Source organism: Marinobacter lipolyticus SM19, from assembly GCF_000397065.2.
Classification (GTDB): Bacteria; Pseudomonadota; Gammaproteobacteria; order Pseudomonadales; family Oleiphilaceae; genus Marinobacter; species Marinobacter lipolyticus.
Map to the genome: position 1 here is coordinate 423,633 of NZ_KE007317.1, position 18,836 is coordinate 442,468.

12 protein-coding genes are annotated in these 18,836 nt (G+C 56.9%); 3 read left to right on the forward strand and 9 right to left on the reverse strand.

The window, feature by feature from the left end; translation table 11 throughout:
* Positions 1-80: 80 nt before the first annotated feature.
* Complete coding sequence (thrH, locus tag MARLIPOL_RS08335; protein ID WP_036191121.1) at positions 81-695, reverse strand: bifunctional phosphoserine phosphatase/homoserine phosphotransferase ThrH; 615 nt, start codon at positions 693-695, stop codon at positions 81-83.
* Between the two features lie 198 nt (positions 696-893).
* Between thrH and MARLIPOL_RS08340 the strand changes: the two genes are divergently transcribed.
* Positions 894-1,622, forward strand: coding sequence for a phosphoadenylyl-sulfate reductase (locus MARLIPOL_RS08340; RefSeq protein WP_012137615.1), 729 nt, complete (start codon positions 894-896; stop codon positions 1,620-1,622).
* Here the strand turns inward: MARLIPOL_RS08340 and cysB are convergent.
* Positions 1,616-2,593 carry an HTH-type transcriptional regulator CysB gene (gene cysB, locus MARLIPOL_RS08345; RefSeq protein ID WP_012137616.1) on the reverse strand — a complete coding sequence of 326 codons (978 nt, stop codon included), beginning with the start codon at positions 2,591-2,593 and terminating at the stop codon, positions 1,616-1,618. The two genes, MARLIPOL_RS08340 and cysB, sit on opposite strands and share 7 nt — an antisense overlap.
* A gap of 523 nt (positions 2,594-3,116) precedes the next feature.
* Between cysB and MARLIPOL_RS08350 the strand changes: the two genes are divergently transcribed.
* Positions 3,117-5,831, forward strand: a complete 2,715-nt coding sequence (locus MARLIPOL_RS08350) for a LuxR C-terminal-related transcriptional regulator (protein ID WP_012137617.1) — start codon at positions 3,117-3,119, stop codon at positions 5,829-5,831.
* 255 nt (positions 5,832-6,086) lie between these two features.
* Here MARLIPOL_RS08350 and dinG read toward each other — a convergent pair whose 3' ends face one another.
* The 5 genes from dinG to MARLIPOL_RS08375 form a co-directional block, all read right to left on the reverse strand.
* Complete coding sequence (gene dinG / locus MARLIPOL_RS08355; RefSeq protein ID WP_012137618.1) at positions 6,087-8,282, reverse strand: ATP-dependent DNA helicase DinG; 2,196 nt, start codon at positions 8,280-8,282, stop codon at positions 6,087-6,089.
* Positions 8,282-9,010, reverse strand: a complete 729-nt coding sequence (locus tag MARLIPOL_RS08360) for a general secretion pathway protein GspB (protein WP_012137619.1) — start codon at positions 9,008-9,010, stop codon at positions 8,282-8,284. The genes dinG and MARLIPOL_RS08360 overlap by 1 nt, the downstream gene beginning before the upstream one ends.
* Complete coding sequence (locus MARLIPOL_RS08365; protein ID WP_012137620.1) at positions 9,010-10,719, reverse strand: ExeA family protein; 1,710 nt, start codon at positions 10,717-10,719, stop codon at positions 9,010-9,012. Before MARLIPOL_RS08365 ends, MARLIPOL_RS08360 begins: the two co-directional genes overlap by 1 nt.
* 112 nt (positions 10,720-10,831) lie before the next feature.
* Positions 10,832-12,319, reverse strand: coding sequence for a DUF3336 domain-containing protein (locus tag MARLIPOL_RS08370; RefSeq protein ID WP_012137621.1), 1,488 nt, complete (start codon positions 12,317-12,319; stop codon positions 10,832-10,834).
* 5 nt (positions 12,320-12,324) lie between these two features.
* Positions 12,325-13,110, reverse strand: a complete 786-nt coding sequence (locus MARLIPOL_RS08375; RefSeq protein WP_012137622.1) for an MlaA family lipoprotein — start codon at positions 13,108-13,110, stop codon at positions 12,325-12,327.
* A gap of 92 nt (positions 13,111-13,202) precedes the next feature.
* On the opposite strand from MARLIPOL_RS08375, the gene MARLIPOL_RS08380 reads away from it, so the two are divergent.
* Positions 13,203-13,610 carry an acyl-CoA thioesterase gene (locus tag MARLIPOL_RS08380; RefSeq protein WP_036190977.1) on the forward strand — a complete coding sequence of 136 codons (408 nt, stop codon included), beginning with the start codon at positions 13,203-13,205 and terminating at the stop codon, positions 13,608-13,610.
* Between the two features lie 13 nt (positions 13,611-13,623).
* Here the strand turns inward: MARLIPOL_RS08380 and MARLIPOL_RS08385 are convergent, their stop codons facing one another.
* Entirely contained in the window at positions 13,624-14,745 is a 1,122-nt protein-coding gene (locus tag MARLIPOL_RS08385) for a beta-ketoacyl-ACP synthase III (protein WP_012137624.1), read from the reverse strand.
* A 101-nt stretch (positions 14,746-14,846) separates the two neighbouring features.
* Entirely contained in the window at positions 14,847-18,707 is a 3,861-nt protein-coding gene (gene hrpA, locus MARLIPOL_RS08390; RefSeq protein ID WP_228677605.1) for an ATP-dependent RNA helicase HrpA, read from the reverse strand.
* Positions 18,708-18,836: the final 129 nt, after the last annotated feature.

The following is an 18,836-nucleotide window of genomic DNA, read 5'->3' on the forward strand; positions in this document are numbered from 1 at the left end:
TCGCTAACCCGACCTACGGTGCTTTTCTTGTAGGTCGGATTAGCCGCAGGCGTAATCCGACACGAATCCCGGCCGGCAACTCAGGCGTTGTGCACCGAGCTGGCCTTAAGGAACTGCTGCTTCAGATCATCAAAGGTATGAACCGCCGGGAACTGGGGGAACTCTTCAATGACGTTCTGCGGAGCGTGAAACAGGATGCCGGCTTCCGCCTGACTCAGCATCGTGGTGTCGTTGTAGGAATCACCAGCTGCAATGACGCGGTAGTTCAGTAGCTGGAAGGCGCGAACAGACTGGCGCTTGGGATCCCGCTGACGCAGCAGGTAATTGGTAATCTGGCCGTTGTCCGCCACTTCCAGCTTGTGACACAGCAGCGTCGGGAAACCCAGCTTGGCCATCAGCGGCATGGCGAATTCGTAGAAGGTATCAGACAGGATCACTACCTGGAAGCGCTCCCGCAGCCAGTCCAGAAACTCGCTGGCTCCCGGCAGCGGGTCCAGTTCACCGATGACTTCCTGAATCTGCGGCAGGCCATAACCGTGCTCATCCAGCAGGCGCAGGCGTTGCTTCATGAGCACGTCGTAATCAGGAATATCACGGGTGGTGGCCCTCAGCTCCTCAATTCCGGTTTTTTCCGCAAACGCGATCCAGATTTCCGGGATCAGTACTCCTTCGAGGTCAAGGCACGCGAGTTCCACAGTGATCTCCTGATAGTCATATTCAGTGTTTCCGGCAGCAAACAGGCGCTCCGGCTTCAATGGGCCCGTATGATAAGAAAATCCGCCGCCGAATGCATCGTGCTTCTTGCCCGCTATAAGGATATACGACCACATTCCTTTAGCCCGGAGCCCCTTAATGGTAGATTTATCACACATTTATGAAGGACTAAGCTTTTCATGACAGACATTGGCGCGTTACAGCAGGAACTCGCAGGCCAGAGCCCCAGGGCCATTCTGAAAGCGGCCCTGACACAATTCGATAATATTGCCATCTCCTTCAGTGGGGCCGAAGACGTTGCCCTGATTGAAATGGCCCACAAGCTCACGGATAACCTTCAGGTGTTTACCCTGGATACCGGTCGCCTGCATCCCGAAACCTACGAGTTCGTGGAACGGGTACGCACGCATTACGGAATTAACATTGAAGTGATGTTCCCGGACGCCAAGGAAATAGAGGACCTGGTCACCCGTAAGGGTATGTTCAGCTTCTACAAAGATGGCCATTCGGAATGCTGTGGCATTCGCAAGGTCAATCCCCTACGCCGCAAGCTGGCCACCGTGGATGCCTGGATAACCGGGCAACGCAAGGATCAGAGCCCTGGCACCCGCAATGATGTCCCGGTGGTGCAGATTGACGAAGCCTTCTCTACCGAAGAACGCCAACTGGTAAAGTTCAATCCCCTGGCGAACTGGACCTCAAAGGAAGTGTGGGACTACATCCGCATGACGGAAGCCCCGTACAACAAGCTGCACGACAGAGGTTTCGTCAGTATCGGCTGTGAGCCTTGCACCCGACCGGTGCTTCCGGGCCAACACGAACGTGAAGGCCGCTGGTGGTGGGAAGAAGCCACACAGAAAGAGTGTGGCCTGCATGCCGGGAACCTGATCGCCAAGGACAATCAGTAAGTCGGCAGCTCGACATCTTTGAACAATCCTTCGATTTCCGACCGACTGCCCTGATGCGCAACCGCCTCATCCACCCGTTCGCGGGTGAGATGAGGTGCAAAACGCTGGATAAATTCGTACATATAACCGCGCAGGAAAGTGCCCTTACGGAATCCAATGCGGGTGACGCTCGGCCGGAACAACTTGCGCGCGTCCAGGGCCACCAGGTCGGTATCGACTTTCTCATCGAACGCCATACTGGCAATAATGCCTACGCCCAGCCCGAGGCGGACGTAAGTCTTGATCACGTCGGCATCCGCCGCGGTAAAGACCACCTTCGGTGTCAGCCCCTGGGACTGGAATGCCTCATCCAGCTTGGACCGGCCGGTAAAGCCGAAGACATAGGTAACCAGCGGGTACTCGGCCAACTCCGGCAGGGTCAGTTCGGAAAGCTTCGCCAGTGGGTGGTTTTTCGGTACGATCACGCTGCGGTTCCACTTGTAACAGGGCATCATGATCAGGTCGTTAAACAATTCCATGGCCTCGGTGGCAATGGCAAAATCCACCGCGCCGTTGGCTGCCATCTCCGAAATCTGCATGGGCGTTCCCTGGTGCATGTGCAGGGAAACATCCGGATAGGCCTCAATGAAGCCGCTAATCACTGGCGGAAGCGCGTAACGGGCCTGGGTATGGGTGGTGGCGATACTCAGGTCGCCCTTGCGCTGATTGCTGAACTCCTGGGCAATCTTTTTTATGCCCTCTACCCTTCGAAGTATTTCCCCCGCCTCACGGATAATGATCTCACCGCCAGGGGTGATCCGCGTCAGATGCTTACCACTGCGGGCAAATACCTCAAGGCCGAGTTCATCCTCAAGTAAGCGGATCTGTTTGGAAATACCGGGCTGTGAAGTAAAAAGGCTCTGGGCAGTGGCTGATACGTTCAGATCATGGTGCGCAACTTCCCAGATATAGCGCAACTGTTGTAGTTTCATCGACCCTGTTGCTCCCTGAATTCCCGGAAAACTCGGGCTGCGTTAACTCTGAACTTCAGCCCATATTGGAGAAGCACAGAATACGCATAAAAATGACACTTTTCATTCTTTATTAATATACATAGACACTCCTACACAGTTTAGACCAAAAATCGAATAACGCCGCATCCCTAATGCCGTTTTTGCAGCTAGTGTCCCGTCTGGTTAATTTGTTGATCTACTGAGCCCCTGAAAGCCGTGAGAGCAAGGCGCGGTGGCGAAGGTTTGGTAGTTCCAAATCGAGTCGCCGTAACACCGCTCTCAAGGCTTTCAGGGGCTCCCGGAGGGCGCGACGCTGGCGACTCTGGACCTGTGTTGCCAGCCCTTGATGTGGAGCCACCACATCGGCGGACTTGCGCCTTGGCCAGAGTCGCCAGCGTCACGCAGTAGGTCAACAAATTAACCAGACGGGACACTACCCTTGACTTCAGTCTGACAAAGCACACAATCCGAGATCGATACTCCGAGTGCATTCAGGGATACGATGCTACTGACCACGAAGTTCCTCAGACCAACCTCCGACCCCCGCGCCGTCTGGCGGGAACGGTTGTGCCGTCTGCTGCAACCCGGTTCCTCAAAACGGCTCAACCTGGTTGTCGCGCCAGCGGGCTTTGGCAAAACAACCCTGGTCAGCCAGTGGTGCACACAACAGGGCACTTCAACCGCCTGGCTCTCCCTGGATGACCACGACGATGAGCCCCGGCGTTTCTGGCAATACATAGTGGGCGCGTTCGAGCACAGCGGAATGGCGGGTCTGGAGACCTGTCGCCAGCAACTCAGCCACTGTTCAGTTCAGGAGCTGGAAGGCCCCATCACAGGCCTTATTAACGCCCTTGCAGAGGACGGTTCCCAATGGTCCCTGGTATTGGATGATTTCCATCTGATTCGGGATACGGATATACAGCGTCAGTTCTCCTACTTTGTGGATTACCTGCCGCCGGGCGTTACCCTGACCCTCGCGTCACGGACCGAGCCTCCCCTGCCCCTGGCACGTTGGCGGGTTCGCCAATGGGTTGCAGATATCCACCCCGGCCTGCTGGCTTTCTCCGAAGAAGAATGCCGTCACTTTTTCCGGGAAACCATGGGGCTGAAAGTCTCCGAACAGGAGATCCACAAAATCTGCCGGAAGACCGAAGGGTGGGTGGCGGCAATGCAGCTATCGGCGCTTTCCGGCGTCAGCCGATCCACCGGCGATTCGGCTCTGCCTATTACAGTTGATGTCGACGAGCGCCGCATCAACGACTATGTGCTCAGTGAAGTTCTGGATCAGCAACCCGAAGCAATCCGCGATTTCCTTCTTAGTACCGCCTGCTGCCCAAAGCTTTGCGCGCCCCTGTGTGATGCCGTAAGGGGCACATCGAACAGCCAGGCCATGCTGGAGCAATTACTGAAGCAGAACCTGTTCCTGATTCCCCTGGACACCCGCAACCACTGGTTCCGATACCACGACCTGTTTCGGGATGCGTTGCTGCAACGGGCCTGGGTTGATAGTCCAGACATGGCTGAACAACATTGGCAGCGGGCGGTCTCATGGCTTCTGAGTCATAATCACGTTCAGGAGGGTATTGCCCAGATTGTCCGCCAACGGGACTGGTCCTGGCTGGCACGGGTGCTCGCCGAACACGGCAACAACCTGATTCACGGGGGCTATCATCTTCCAGTCCTCAATTGGCTGGATTCCCTCCCTGCGGACATGGTGGAGGATAACCCCCAGCTTCAGATGCTGCGGATCTGGTCCCTGTTTTTTGCCAACCGTGTCGATATGCTGGAGCCGTTACTCTCGACCCTCGAAGACGTTCTTGATCAACAGGTCGCTGACTCCCACCCGGACGCTGAAGGGGCCCTGGGCCTGCAAAGCGAGATCTCACTGATCCGCTCCTACCTTGCCCGCACCCGAAGCGATGACAAGAGCGCCAATGACCTGACACGCCAGGTGCTCAAGGATATCGACCATACCCGCATCCCGCTTAAATCAGTGACCTACTATGGCATTGGCCTGGATTATTACGGCAAGGGGGATCTTCCGTCCGCCAGGGAAGCCCTGCGCTCTGCAATCCATTATGGCGAGCTGGAGCGGAAACCCAACACGGTGCTATCCAGCGGAGGATTACTGGCATGGATTCAGTACAACCGTGGCGATATCGACGACGCACTGGAAACCTGCACCTCGGTCCGGCGCTGGGTGGACCAGCATTATTCCGATCCAGCACAACCCAGACTGATTTCCTGCTGGCAGAACAGTGCGCTGACAGAGATCTACCGGGAACGTAACGAGCCCGAACTGGCGACCTCACATCTTACGCCGCTGATGGAGCACGTCAATAATGGTACCGAGCCCGGCCAGCATGTCATCATCCAGTACGTACGGGGCCATCTCGCCTTCAGTGAGGGTCGTTTTGAAGAAGCCATCGAAGCCCTGGAGGACGCCGCCACCGTCGCCCGACGAAGGCACGATCATATCCTGTTCGAGCCCCCGGCCTGTTCTGCATTGCTGGTCCGATGTTACCTGGCAGACGGTCGCCTCCAACAGGCAGAGCGCTGGGCTCAGTCAGTCACCGATGAGCATTTTTCCAATCCCCTGAACCGGGAACAGAACCAGATCAGCATTGCCAGGGTCATGGTGGCAGCTGGCCGACCGGCGGACGCCATCGCGATACTCGCACCCCTCAGGCTCAGTGCTGAAGAAGATCAACATTTCCGGCATCTGGTCGAAATCCTCACAGTCTATTCCGAAGCCCTGTACGTCGAGGGGAAAATCCCGGAGGCCGATCAGATGCTGTCCCAGGCAGTGCACAGAGCATCAGACGCAGGGTTTATGAGGTTGTTCGCAGAAGAGAGCCCGAACGTACGTCAGCGCTTGTTGGAGCTACCGGCCCTGCGCGCGCCGTCACGCTGGAACAGCAGCCTGCTGGCCATGCTCCGGGCCATCGGCGATGGCTCGAAGAGCCCGGAACCAGCCAAAGATAGGGCCAAGAGGCCAGCCGGTACCAGCGTAGCCCTCACTGAGCCGCTGAGTCAGCGGGAGAAAGAAGTTCTGGTCCTGATCAATGAAGGGTTAGCGAACAAGGACATTGCCAGCCGTATGAAGGTTGCTCCAGCCACCATCAAGGCGCATATCCGCAATCTTTACGGGAAGATGGGCGTCAGCCGACGCACGGAAGCCCTGGCAAAAGCTCGGGAGTTGGCGCTTCTGGAATAACCCTGAATTCTATAACCTAATTTATGTGACATACCTCACATTTGTAACCCGAAAATCCGCCCCACTACGCCCTTTGGACGATCCCTTTAAGCCCCCCGCTCCCTTATTATTCTTTCCGAGGTGAGGCAAGTCTTCACCAGGAATTCTGAAACTTCAGGCCTTCAGAATCCTTGTTCCGCGTTTCGACGCCCGGGTTCAACAGAACCCCTTTTAACAAGAGCCATACCCAACCGGGATGGCTCTTTTTTTTATAGCCTACTGCTCAATGATCCGCCGAAAGGGGGGCAGAGCATCCAACAACAACTGACCATAGCGTCGGGTGACGATGCGCCGGTCAAGAATGGTCACCCGACCGGTGTCCTGTTCCGTCCTCAACAACCGACCAACCGCCTGGACCAGTTTGATGGATGCATCCGGCACGGTGATTTCCATAAATGGATTACCGCCTTTCTGGGAGACCCATTCCGCCAGGCTGGCCTCTATCGGATCGTCCGGCACGGAAAATGGCAGCCGGGTGATAACCACGTGTCCAAGGTATTTACCCGGCAGGTCGATGCCTTCGGCAAAGCTGGCAACGCCGAAAAGTACACTGGGGCGCCCCTCGTCCACACGGTTACAGTGTTGGCGCAGCACCTCACCCTTGGCCATGTCATCCTGGGTAATAATGAGATCGGGATACTCCGGCGCGAGGGCATCGCGCACCAGTTGCATCTGACGACGAGCTGTAAACAGTACCAGGGTCGCCTTCTCGCCAACCCAAAGATCGGGCAGCCGTGACACCAGGGCATCCGTGAACGCATCATCACTTGGCATCGCCGTCATGGCTGGCACTTCCACTGTTGCCATCTCGGCGTAGCGGAAAGAACTGGGAACCACCAGGAAACGACTGGCCGCCGGCAAACCTGCACGTGCCTGCAACCGGTCAAAGCGACCAAGTGCAGTCAACGTGGCACTGGTCAGGACCGCGCCGTAAGCCCGGGACCAGAGCCGGGAATACAGCAGGTTATCAGCCAATACCGGGCTGCTGTACAGGGTAATGTCCTCGGCGTGGTCCCATCTCTGACGAACCGCCCAGCGAGCTGGCGGCGGACTTTTGAGCTTGGGTTTTACGGTGATTTCTTCACCCTGGGCATCTTCGTCGCCTTCGGCGGGTTTGGGGCCCGTGGTTTCGCACCAGGCCGCCCAGAGACGAAGCTGGTCTTCCGCGCGAGCATGGAACGAGCCAATGACCGGGTACCAGGATTCCGCCGTCTCCCGGTCCACATCGTGTTCCTTTCGTTCGTCGAACGCCTTCTGGAGCTCATCCACCAGTACTCCCAACTGTCGCACCAGGCTAGCCGTCGCGAGTCGTGCATTGGCGGCCAACCCGGACAGGACTTCCGGTAACTCCCCTTCCGGATATCGCCACTGTGCCGAACGGCGCTCTTCGCTGAACTCCCAGCCGGTATTCTGCTCCGCTTCGCTATATACCTCGGTCAGGGCCACATCAACGCCCCGGGAGGCCTCGCTGACGCGATCAATGGTTTTCGCGGCCTGGGTGGCCGGCGCCAGGAACGGCTGCATTTTCCCCAGTGCCTGGGACAGCTGTTTAAGCCATTGGCGCGTTGCATTCAGCGGAACCGATGCTGCGAAGTGGTTCAACGCCTTGTCCGGGAGGTGATGGGCCTCGTCAAAGATAAACAGGGCGTTCTCCGGTTCAGGCAAAATCGCCCCCCCGCCGAGGGTCAGATCGGCCAGGACCAGGTCGTGGTTTGCCACCACAATGTCGGCGTCATCCAGGCCCTTACGGGCATCAAAGAACGCACAACTGTCGAAGTAGCTGCAATGGCGGTTGGTGCACTGACGATGGTCAGTGGTGACCTGGCGCCAAATATCGTCGGGAATCTGATCAGGCCAGTGGTCCCTGTCACCGTCCCAGGTTCGGGATCCGTAGCTGGCGAGCATATCCTCGAAGAAGGCTCGGGTTCCCGGCTCTTCGTTACCGGGGCCATCCAGCAGAAACAGCGGCATGGTATCGCTGTCTCCGTTACCCTCATCATGGAGTCGGGCTTCCAGGCGAGACATGCAGAGATACCGCCCCCGCCCCTTGGCCAGGGTCCAGGTGAAGTCCATCTTGCTGTGCTTCTTGAGATCCGGCAGGTCCTTGTGAACAATCTGGTCCTGCAGGGCGACCGTAGCGGTAGAGATCACCAGGGTCTTCCCCAGGGCTTTGGCCACGGGAATGGCAGCAATCAGGTACGCCAGGGTTTTTCCGGTACCGGTTCCCGCCTCCACGACACAGGCCGACGGCGGCGACGTTCGCTGGCCGTCATTATCGGTGATGTCGCCCATGTAACGGGCGATTTCTGCAATCATCAGCCGCTGACCGTAACGGGCACGGACATCCTTCCCCGCCAATACATCGCGGTAGGCCTGTTGAATCAGCTGTTTAGTGTCGTCTGTCAGGGCCATCAGCGGGGGCTCATCCAGTCACGCACCACACCTACCCGGAACTGGCGACCGTTCTTGCTGAGGACCACCCCTTCTTCAGTGATGCGCTCAACACGGATACCGGAGAAGCTGTCGCCCGCCCGCATGTACTGATTATTGATCATCACCCGTCGGGCGGTCGGTTCTGACGAGTAGATATGGCTGTTAAAAATCAAATCGGGAATGCTCTTCTGGAATGGCAGGGGTAATTCAACCAGATGGGGCACACGGCCCGACATTTCCTGGTCGGGCTGCGCCGGCACAGAATCAACTACTGTCCGGTTCGGCACAATCACCGTCGGACGAAGACGGGGCTCGGCTTCACCACTCTCGGCGATGGCATCCACCGGCTCGTCTACGGACGGCACTGGTAAAGTCTCCGCCGTATCTGTTTCAGGGGCACGATCGGGAGTTTGAGCTTCACTACCGGATTGCATGGACTCGGCCGGTGTTTCTGGCTCAATCACTTCCACATTCTGATCAGCGACGGGAACATCTGTCTCATTGCCCACGACGGTCATACTGCGCGGCCAGAAAATCACCACCAGAACCGCGGCATTGATGATCAACGCAATCGCTACCCAGAAAGCCGCCGATACCGACTTCTTACGGGGTTTATGAATAAGCTGAACCTGCTGACCGAGATCCGGCACTTTACCCTGACGTCGTTCAGCCTCGGATTTCCGCAAGGCATCCAGGATATAGGACATTAGTGATCCCCCCACAAGGCATCGTTCGATACCAGCCTCGGCACATCATCATCAAGATCGTTGTTGATCTGGATGAGCGTCATTGCACCGGCGATACCGTCCACTACAAGCCCTTTTTGCTGCTGGTACCAGCGTACCTGCTCGCGGGTTTCCATACGCTTAACCTGATCACTTTGCTGGCGTTCGCTCGACAGCAAGTCCGCCAGTTCCATCATCCGGGAGCTAAGCCACAGCTGTTCTGTGCTGGCGCCAGTGTTGTCGACACTATCATCCATAAAGGAGGGCAACTGCCACAACACAGTAAAATCACCGAACCAGAAGGCTTCGAGGGATTCGAACGGGAAAGTCTTCGAGCCATTCAGTGTCTCGACAACAGCCTGTTTTCCGTCGAGATGTCGAACGGTTACATACCGGCGCTCCCCCTCAGGATTGCGAAGCTCGAGAATCGCCGGTCGATTCAGTCGCTCAAGACTGCGGCGGGTCCCTTGTTGAGCGAGGCAGGCAAGGCCTTTAATCCGGGCAAAAATACAGGCGTCAGGGTTGTCGGAAGGCAAATAATCCTTCCCCCAAAGCCCAAACAGACTGCGGAAAGCGCTGGATTGGGACTGACCGTGGGTGTTGAACTCAAAAGACCGGATCGACTCCGCTACGGGCTCCGGTGTCTCGGATTCTTGCAAAGGTTCGGGGTCGGGCTCCGGCTCGGGTACAACCTCGGCGCGCTCAATGGTACCGGTAACGGTTGGGCCTTGCTCTCCGGTCAATGCAGCGAAGGTCTCTGCATCCACTTGCCAGCGCTCCATCAACCACGCAGTACCAATAACTGCGACCAACACCGAAGCAACCAAAGCAAGATATCGGGATTTATTATTATAGGCCCCAGTAGCGTTCTGCCCTGCCGCGGACCGGCCACCGTTGACTTCTTTTGCCGCCGTGCGGATATGATTTGCGGTAATCACGTGCTCACCCTCGGCATAAGCGCCGAGTAGAGCGCGGTCACTGATCAGATTGATTAATCGGGGAATTCCGTTACTGACTTTAAACAGCCTTTTGATGGCACCGCCTGTGAATATATCCGCCCTGAGGCCCGCCACACCAAGGCGGTACCTCAGATAACCCGGCAGCTCATCCCTGCTCAGGGCATCCAGGTGATAGCGTGCGGTGACACGCTGGTTGAGCTGACGAAGCTCCGGTCGCGCCAGCAGTTCCTGGAGTTCTGGCTGGCCCAGTAATACGATCTGCAGCAGTTTCTTCTCTGCCGTCTCAAGATTGGTTAACAGCCGCAGTTGTTCAAGAACGTCGGCGGACAGGTTCTGGGCCTCGTCGATCATCAGCACCTTGTGTCGCCCGGCCCCATGGGCCTTGAGCAAGTCGGCATTGATCAAGTCCACCAACTGTTTGATGCTGGCCCCGACCGGATGGGGAATCTCGAGTTCATCACAAACGGACGACAACAGCTCCCTGGCTGACAGCCGGGGGTTGAGGATCAAAGCAATATCGACGTGGTCGGGGACGTTCTCAATAAAACACCGGCTTACGGTGGTCTTACCGGTACCTACCTCACCGGTAATCACAATAAAGCCCCCCTGCCCCTGCACGCCGTACATCAGGTGCGCCAGCGCCTCTTTATGACGGTCGCTCAGAAACAGATAACGGGGGTCCGGAGCAATCGAAAACGGGGGTTCCCGAAAACCGAAAAAATCGTAGTACATGAGAGTCCAGTCAGGTGCTCAATCGGAGCTTGCAGAAGTCAGTGGGCAGGATCCCCCAGAAGGCTTCCCGGTCATCGCGGTATCATACCGCCCGGCTCCGGGAAATGTCATCTCAGGAGGACCCGGAATCGGCATTGCTTACCAGTCTGAGCTCGGCGTATGCTCTTTTTTGCTGGTGCTTGAGCCGCCGGACACAACGCTCCAGGGTTTTGGAGATACGGGCATGGGACCGGATCATCGAAATCTTTGGCCAGGTTGCACGCTCCCCGGCCAGGATCATCTCACGGACATAATCAGGCTCCGGGTTCGCCAGCATTCGCCGGAAATCCCGCAGCCGGTATGACGGTGCGATGGTGACATCACCGGAATAACGCTGGGCCATGATGGTATACAACTGCCCCGACGCCTGTCGCATAATTTCAGGGCGAACCCGCTTGCGGAGATAATCGAACAGTCCCTGTCCGTGGAACTGAATCTCTGACTTCAACAGATGCATCGGGAGGTTTGCGAGACTCAGCTTTTCGTCCCGGCCACGGCGATTCAGGAACGGCACAACGTGGGGGTTAGTCTGACTGACAATGGTGAAGTTCACGTCATACAGATGCATCAGACGCTCAATAGGCAAGTCACTGACAACCGATCCATCCACGAATTTCAACCGGGACGTGTACGGCAACGAGTTGCCATGCATGTCCTTCTTCATCAGGGTCACCGGTGGGTAAATGCCCGGTACCGCCGCACTGGCAAGGGCAGCACTCCATATCAGAAGGTACGGCGAAGTATACCCGCACAGTAGACGTGCCTTCTGATGCGCCTGTACCGGTGATACGCTGATGTTGATGGAGCGACCGGTGCGCTGAAACGCCTCCTCGAACGTGTACTCGCCAATATTTGCTCTCAGGCAGGCCTTCAACTGGTCCTGATCCATCAGCCCATCCCCCTGCATGGCGCTGATCAGCCCACGCCACTTCCAGGCTTTCAGGTGATGATTCTCAGGCACAAGCATTTCGGGAATTTCCGCATCGGTATGAACACCCAGTATTCCGGCAATAATCGCCCCGATACTGGATCCCGCTACCACCTGAGGTAACAGGCCCTTTTCCCACAAGGCCTTGATCACACCGAAATGAAACATACCCAACGTCGCCCCACCGCTGAGCAACAGCGTCGGGCGACCGTAACTGGTCAGTGTATCCCGGAAGAACTGAAGCTTTTCGGCAACGGGGAACCCGGGCACCGGGTGATCACAGAGGAAATCCAGCGATTCGCAGACCTGGGTAATGTACTCCTCCACCAGGTGTTTGGTACCCACGCGAGAACGGCTGTAGAGGGCTGCGTTACCCATGTTACCAAGGTCGTGATGCAGACCTTCCCGCAACGCCCGCTTCAAGCGTTCAAAATCATTCTGCTGTCGATATTGGCGAAGGTTGCTGAGCCGATCATAGATCAGCTCATAGTGATAGAGGTCGGAAACGAATTCCTCTTTCCACTCCACATTCCCCTCAAGGAAGTCGAGCTCCAGTGCGGCGGCTTTCCAAACCTCGTAATTGGGTGCGTCCGCCAGCATTTTCCGAAACTTGCGAATGCGGCCATCAGTCATTGCAATCAGAAATCTTCCAGCATCAGATCATCATCTTCATCTGCAAACGGGTCCGACATCGTCTTGCCGTCGTTAATCAGGTATTCCCTGCGTTGCAGATACGCGTTCCTCACGAAAGTATAGCCGTCCCCGGACATAAAGCCTTCCGCAGGGATGAGATCGGCCCGCTTATCCACGATCTGTAGGGCTCTGGCGAAGTAAACATCCGGTTCCTCGACCGCATCCCATGCGGACGGAAGAAGCAGTATGTCAGTGCCGAGTCCGACAAAATCCCTGGGGTTGGAAGGCCCCAGAAATGGCAGCATCAGATAAGGACCGGAATCTGTCCCCCAATATCCAAGGGTCTGACCGAAATCTTCCGGACGCTCCGGAAGATCAAAAGCGGTAGCGACGTCAATCAACCCGCCAAGTCCGAATACGGTGTTGTAGGTGAACCGGCCCGCAGCCACAACTGCAGACTCGCCTTTGAGCTGGAACAGACTGTTTGCGAAATTACGAATTTCTGTGAGGTTATTAAAAAAATTGGTCACAGCGCGGTCTGCGAACCCCGGCATCACCGTTCGGTACGTCTGGGCTACCGGCCTCAGAAACCAGTTATCGATAGTCTCATTGAAGCTATAGACCTTGCGATTCCAGTTTTCATAAGGATCACTTTCATTAACCGGGCCGGACATCTCGGGGGCGGGTTCCTGTACGTTCTGGGCGGCCACCTGCGCAGCACCACCCAGGAACCCGATGAGAGCGGCCAGTGCTACTCCAAACGTCCGGCACCGTGAAAAATAATCTGTCATTTTTGAGCCTGAGGTTGTTAAATCCGTTTCAGTTCGTCGAAAATACCGGCTCTGTTTTTCTTTTTATTCGCTCTCAGGTTCGGAGGAACCCGATGTCAGTACCGGGAAATCTAGTCAACACCTTGTCCGTCCCCCTACGCTGGGGAGATATGGATGCCTACGGCCACGCCAATAATACGGTTTATTTCCGATTCTTCGAGGAAGCCCGGATCGTATGGCTGAGATCCCTTGAATTAGGCGGTCCCGAGGCTGCCGACGGCCCGATCATTATAAAGACCAGCGCCACCTTTCTGAAGGAGCTGAATCACCCGGCCACCGTTGTGGTGAAAACATACGCCGACAAGGCCGGTAATACCAGTCTGGATACGTACCATACCCTGACGGATGCCGACACGGGTGACTTGTATGCTGAGGGTTACGCCAAGATTGTCTGGTTCGACCGGGTAAACCGCTCATCCACCCGACTGCCAGACACACTCAGGGTACTGGCAGCGGAATAGATGTCAGCCGGGACTATCGGCGGCGTACCACCACGCTGCCGATTGAGTAACCCGCGCCGAAGGAGCAGATCACGCCCAGGTCACCGGACTTCAGGTCATCCTTGTGTTTATGGAAAGCAATGATGGAACCTGCGGAACTGGTGTTGGCGTACTCATCGAGTATGACCGGAGCTTCATCGGTATCCGCGTCACGGCCCAGCACCTTTCGCGCAATCAACTGATTCATGTTCAGGTTGGCCTGGTGCAGCCACATGCGACGCAAGTCATCTGCCGCCAGTGACAGCCCCTTGAGCTGATTCAGGATCGTTTCCGCAACCAGTGGAGACACTTCCTTGAAGACCTTTCGCCCCTGCTGTACGAACAACTTATCGGGCTTACCAATGCCAGCCTCATCTCCCCGGTTCAGGAAACCAAAGTTATTACGGATGTTGTTGGAGAACTTGGTCTTGAGACTGGTGCCAAGAATTTCGAACCCCTGTCCCGAAGCCGTATCTTCTTCACGCTCAACCAGGATCGCAGTGCAGGCATCGCCGAAAATGAAATGGCTGTCGCGGTCGCGGAAGTTCAGATGGCCGGAACAGATTTCAGGGCTGACCACCAGCACCGAACGGGCACTGCCGTTTTCGACGGAATTGACCGCCGCCTGCAGGCCAAATGTGGCTGAACTGCAGGCCACGTTCATGTCATAGGCAAACCCATCAACGCCAAGGGCGTCCTGGACTTCAACAGAAATAGCCGGATAAGGGCGCTGCATATTGGAACAGGCAACGATAACCGCATCCACATCCGCTGCGGTTTTGCCAGCCTGCGCCAGGGCCTCCTTACAGGCGGCAACCGCCATATCACACTGCACGGAAGGCTCATCATTCCCTCGCTCGGGAATATGCGGTGCCATTCGCTCCGGATCGAGAATGCCGCTCTTGTCGATCACGTGACGGCGTTTAATGCCGGATGCCTTTTCAATGAAACTGGAGGAGGAAGGCTGCAGAGCTTCCATATCGCCACGGGCGATCTCGTCGGCATGCTGTCCGTTATGGATCTCAACGAAGGCGTTGAACGCCTCCACCAGTTCGTCGTTGTCGATGGTTGCAGGCGGTGTATACAGACCGGTTCCGCTGATGACGGCTTTAATCACGCTAACCCCACGTCATGGTAGTGAAAACAAATGAAAGAACGTTCCGCTTATGCACCAAATAGTAACACAGTCCTGACAATTTGCTTGCGCCTATGGAGGCCTCATACACGGGTATTTGCCCACTGGCGATCAAGCCGTTTGACAGATACCGGCATGACTGTGCCCAATTGCTGGGCAAAGAAGGACACCCGAAACTCCTCCAGCATCCATCGATACAGAACCAGTTCCGGATCCCGCACTCCCTGACGCTGCTGCTCCTCCAGTTTGCTGGCATAGCGCGACCAGAGCGGCTCAATTGTGTGGAGAAATTCCCGTTCACGCCCCATTTCCCGCGGCATTTTCTCGAACCGGATTGCAGCGGCCTCAAAGTAGCGACCAAACTGTTCCAGCCACTGGGTCGGCGTAGCGACAAGGAAACCCGGGTAGACGAGATGCTGAAGCTGGAATTTCAGGTCGGCCATGCTGTTTGCCTGTGCCAGGCTGATCTTGCCTTTCAGCTGTTTGGCCACGGCATGGTAGCCTTTCATCGCCTGGTGCAGTCGCTCGTCCGCCTGTTCCAGCGCCGGAATGAAATCACCCCGACCGCCGTCGAAAATGGTCTCGAACTTTTGCCGGTCACGGGGCAATCCGTCCGACAGAAAGTGCTCCATGGCAGTCGCCACCAGTAGATCATCCAGCAGCACCCTAGTCTGCCCGACGGGGGCGAACATCAGGGCTGATGCCTTGAAATGAGGTAGTTTGCGCTCGAGATCATCCAGCGTGTTGCCAAACCGGTTGAGCATCAGCCTCGCCACCGCCTTGCGGGTGGCGTCCTCTGCCGTTAACTGGTCCAGATATCGGGTCTGCTTTACGGCTTTACCGAGGTCTTCCAGCGCTGGATAGACCGTTACTTGCATACCGCCTTTTTCGGTCAGCACCGATTCCGGAAGCGCCCCGAAATCCCAGTCGACATACTCCTGCTCCGGTCGGGAGTCATCAGGTGCCTGGGCAGCGGAGGCCAGGGCCGCCTCGGCCTTGCCTTCAAGCTGGTCCTGCAGCGCCGAGGTTTCCCGCCCCTCAGCCATCACCTTTCCGCCGTCCCCCATCACGCGGACGTTCATCCGCAGGTGTCGGGGCAGCTCGTCCTCCGGCCAGGCGTCGGGATCAATCCGTACCCCGGTCATTCGACGCAACTGCTCTCCGAGCTGAATCGCCAGGGGTTGATTGGACGGTTGCATATTCTCCAGGGCAGCATCTACAAAATCCGGTACCGGCACAAAATTCCGGCGCAGTGCCTTGGGAAGTCCTTTGACCAGGGCGATGCACTTTTCCCGCAGCAGTCCCGGCACCAGCCATTCAAGCCTTCGTGCTGGAATCTGCCTCAGGGCCATCAGGGGTACCTGAAGAGTGACCCCGTCCCTTTCGCTCGTGGGCTCGAATTCGTAGCTCAGAGGATACTGTACGCCTTCCCACTCGAGATAATCCGGGTACAACGAGTCCGCCTGCTCATCCACCGGCCGCTGAAGAATGTCCTGCTCGGTCAGCTCCATGTTTTTCAGGCCTTCGGCGCTGAGACTCTTCCACCAGCTTTCGAAATGGCGACCACTGACAATGTCTTCCGGCAAACGCTGGTCGTAGAACGCCACCAGCGCTTCATCATCCACCAACAGGTCACGACGTCGGGTCTTCTTTTCCAGATTCTCCACGGTGTCCAGCAACTCGCGATTGCGCTCAATGAATGGTGCGCGGGATCGATAGTCACCTTCCACCAGTGCGCGCCGGATAAACAGCTCCCGACATTCTTTCGGATCTACCTTGCTGTATGGGATCCGCCGGCGCGGCACCACATCAAGGCCATACAGAGTGACTTTTTCATAGCCCATGACCTGAGCACGCTTTTGCTCCCAGTGAGGCTCAAAATAGTGGTGCTTCACCACATGCCCGGCCAGGGGCTCGATCCATTCCGGCTGAATTGCCGCCACCATACGCGCGAAGACCCGGCTGGTTTCGACGATTTCCGCCGCCACGATCCATTTGGGCGCACTTTTTGACACCTTGGAACCAGGGAACAGGGTGACCTTACGGTTACGGGTGGCGAGGTACTCACGTTTCTCCACCTTGACCGCTACTTGCCCCAAAAGGCCTGCCAGTATGGCTTTGTGAAGGGACTCATAAGACGCAGGCTCGGTGTTGAAAGCCAGCTTCTGCTCGCGGCAAATCAGGGTAAGTTGCCGGTGAATGTCCCGCCATTCCCGCATGCGCAGCCAGGACAAAAAAGTCTTCTGGCACACCTTCTTGAGCTGGTTCTGGGACATTTCCTGCCGCTGCTCTTCATAAAAGTTCCACAGGTTCAACAGGCTGGCAAAGTCTGATTCCTTATCGTTGAACGGCGCGTGAGCCTGGTCTGCTGCCTGCTGTTTTTCCTGCGGGCGTTCCCGGGGATCCTGAATACTCAGGCCCGCGATGATCACCAGGGTTTCCGCGAGACTGCCCTGCTCGGCCGCGGTAACCAGCATCCGCGCCAGCCGCGGATCCAGCGGTAAACGCGACATGGTGCGTCCCAGGGAGGTCACCCGTCGCTTGTCATCGACAGCACCCAGCTCTTCGAGCAGTTTGTAGCCGTCATTGATCAACCGCCGGTCCGGCGCCTCCAGAAACGGGAAATGGCGGATTTCCCCGAGTCCGGACGTTGCCATTTGCAGTATGACGGAGGCCAGGTTGGTGCGCAGGATTTCGGGATCGGTGTATTCCGGACGGTTGATGAAATCCGTCCCGTCATACAACCGGAAGCAGATACCCGGAGCTACACGGCCACAGCGCCCTGCCCGCTGGTTGGCGCTGGCCTGGGAAACGGGTTCAATGGGCAGGCGCTGAATCTTTGAGCGAACACTGTAGCGACTGATCCTAGCCACCCCAGTGTCAATGACATAGCGGATACCGGGTACCGTCAGGGACGTTTCCGCCACGTTGGTGGACAACACAATGCGCCGCCCCCGATGGCCCTGGAAGACGCGATTCTGCTCCTGGTTGCTCAGACGGGAATACAGCGGCAGCACCTCGGTATGCCTGAGATCCACATGGCGGAGTACTTTGCTCAGGTTGCGAATTTCGCGCTCACCAGGCAGGAATACCAGAACATCTCCCGGTGGTTTTTTCTCCTGGCGTTCGTGCTGCTCGATTTCCTCAAGGGCACTGATCACTCCATCCGTCCAGCTCTGGTCGCGATCATCCTCATCACCCACCAGGGGGCGATAACGAACATCCACCGGATAAGTGCGGCCGCTGACCTCGATGACGGGCGCGTTGCCAAAGAAATGGCTGAAACGCTCAACCTCGATGGTAGCCGACGTAATGATGACCTTCAGGTCCGGCCGCTTGGGCAGCAACTGACGTAGATACCCCAGCAGAAAGTCGATGTTGAGGCTACGTTCATGGGCCTCGTCGATGATCAGGGTGTCGTAGCGATCAAGGAAACGGTCGTGCTGGACTTCCGCCAGCAGGATGCCATCGGTCATAACCTTGACGCGGGACTGCTCGGAGGTGTTATCGGTGAAACGAACCTGATACCCCACCTGCTGGCCAGTCTGCTCCCCCAATTCCTCGGCAATTCGTCCGGCCACACTGCGGGCCGCAATTCGCCGCGGCTGGGTATGACCAATCAGCCCACGAATGCCACGGCCGCCGTTCAGGCAGATCTTGGGGATCTGGGTGGTTTTACCGGAGCCTGTTTCGCCGGCAATGATCACGACCTGGTGTTTATCTATCGCTTCACGGATGTCATCTACCCGGTCTGATACCGGTAAATCCGGGGGGAACGTCGCGGGTTTGTGTAGCGCCTGGCGTTGTTGCACCCGAGCCAGACCACGATCAAGCCAGCCCGCCATTTTCTCCAGGTCTTTAGGCCCTGGCTTCCCTTTCTTCCGCGCCAACAGCTTGTGGATACGAGCGGCTTCCTGCTGGTTGCACGTATCCAACTGCTCCATGATGGCCTTGACGGCGGCCTTATTGTCCGGTTTGGAAGAGATGTCCGGAGTGGAAGCATTATCCGGTGCGGCAGATGATGTTTGCGACGGGGTCCGGGACATGAACAGGATTCACCAGTTTCGATGTAG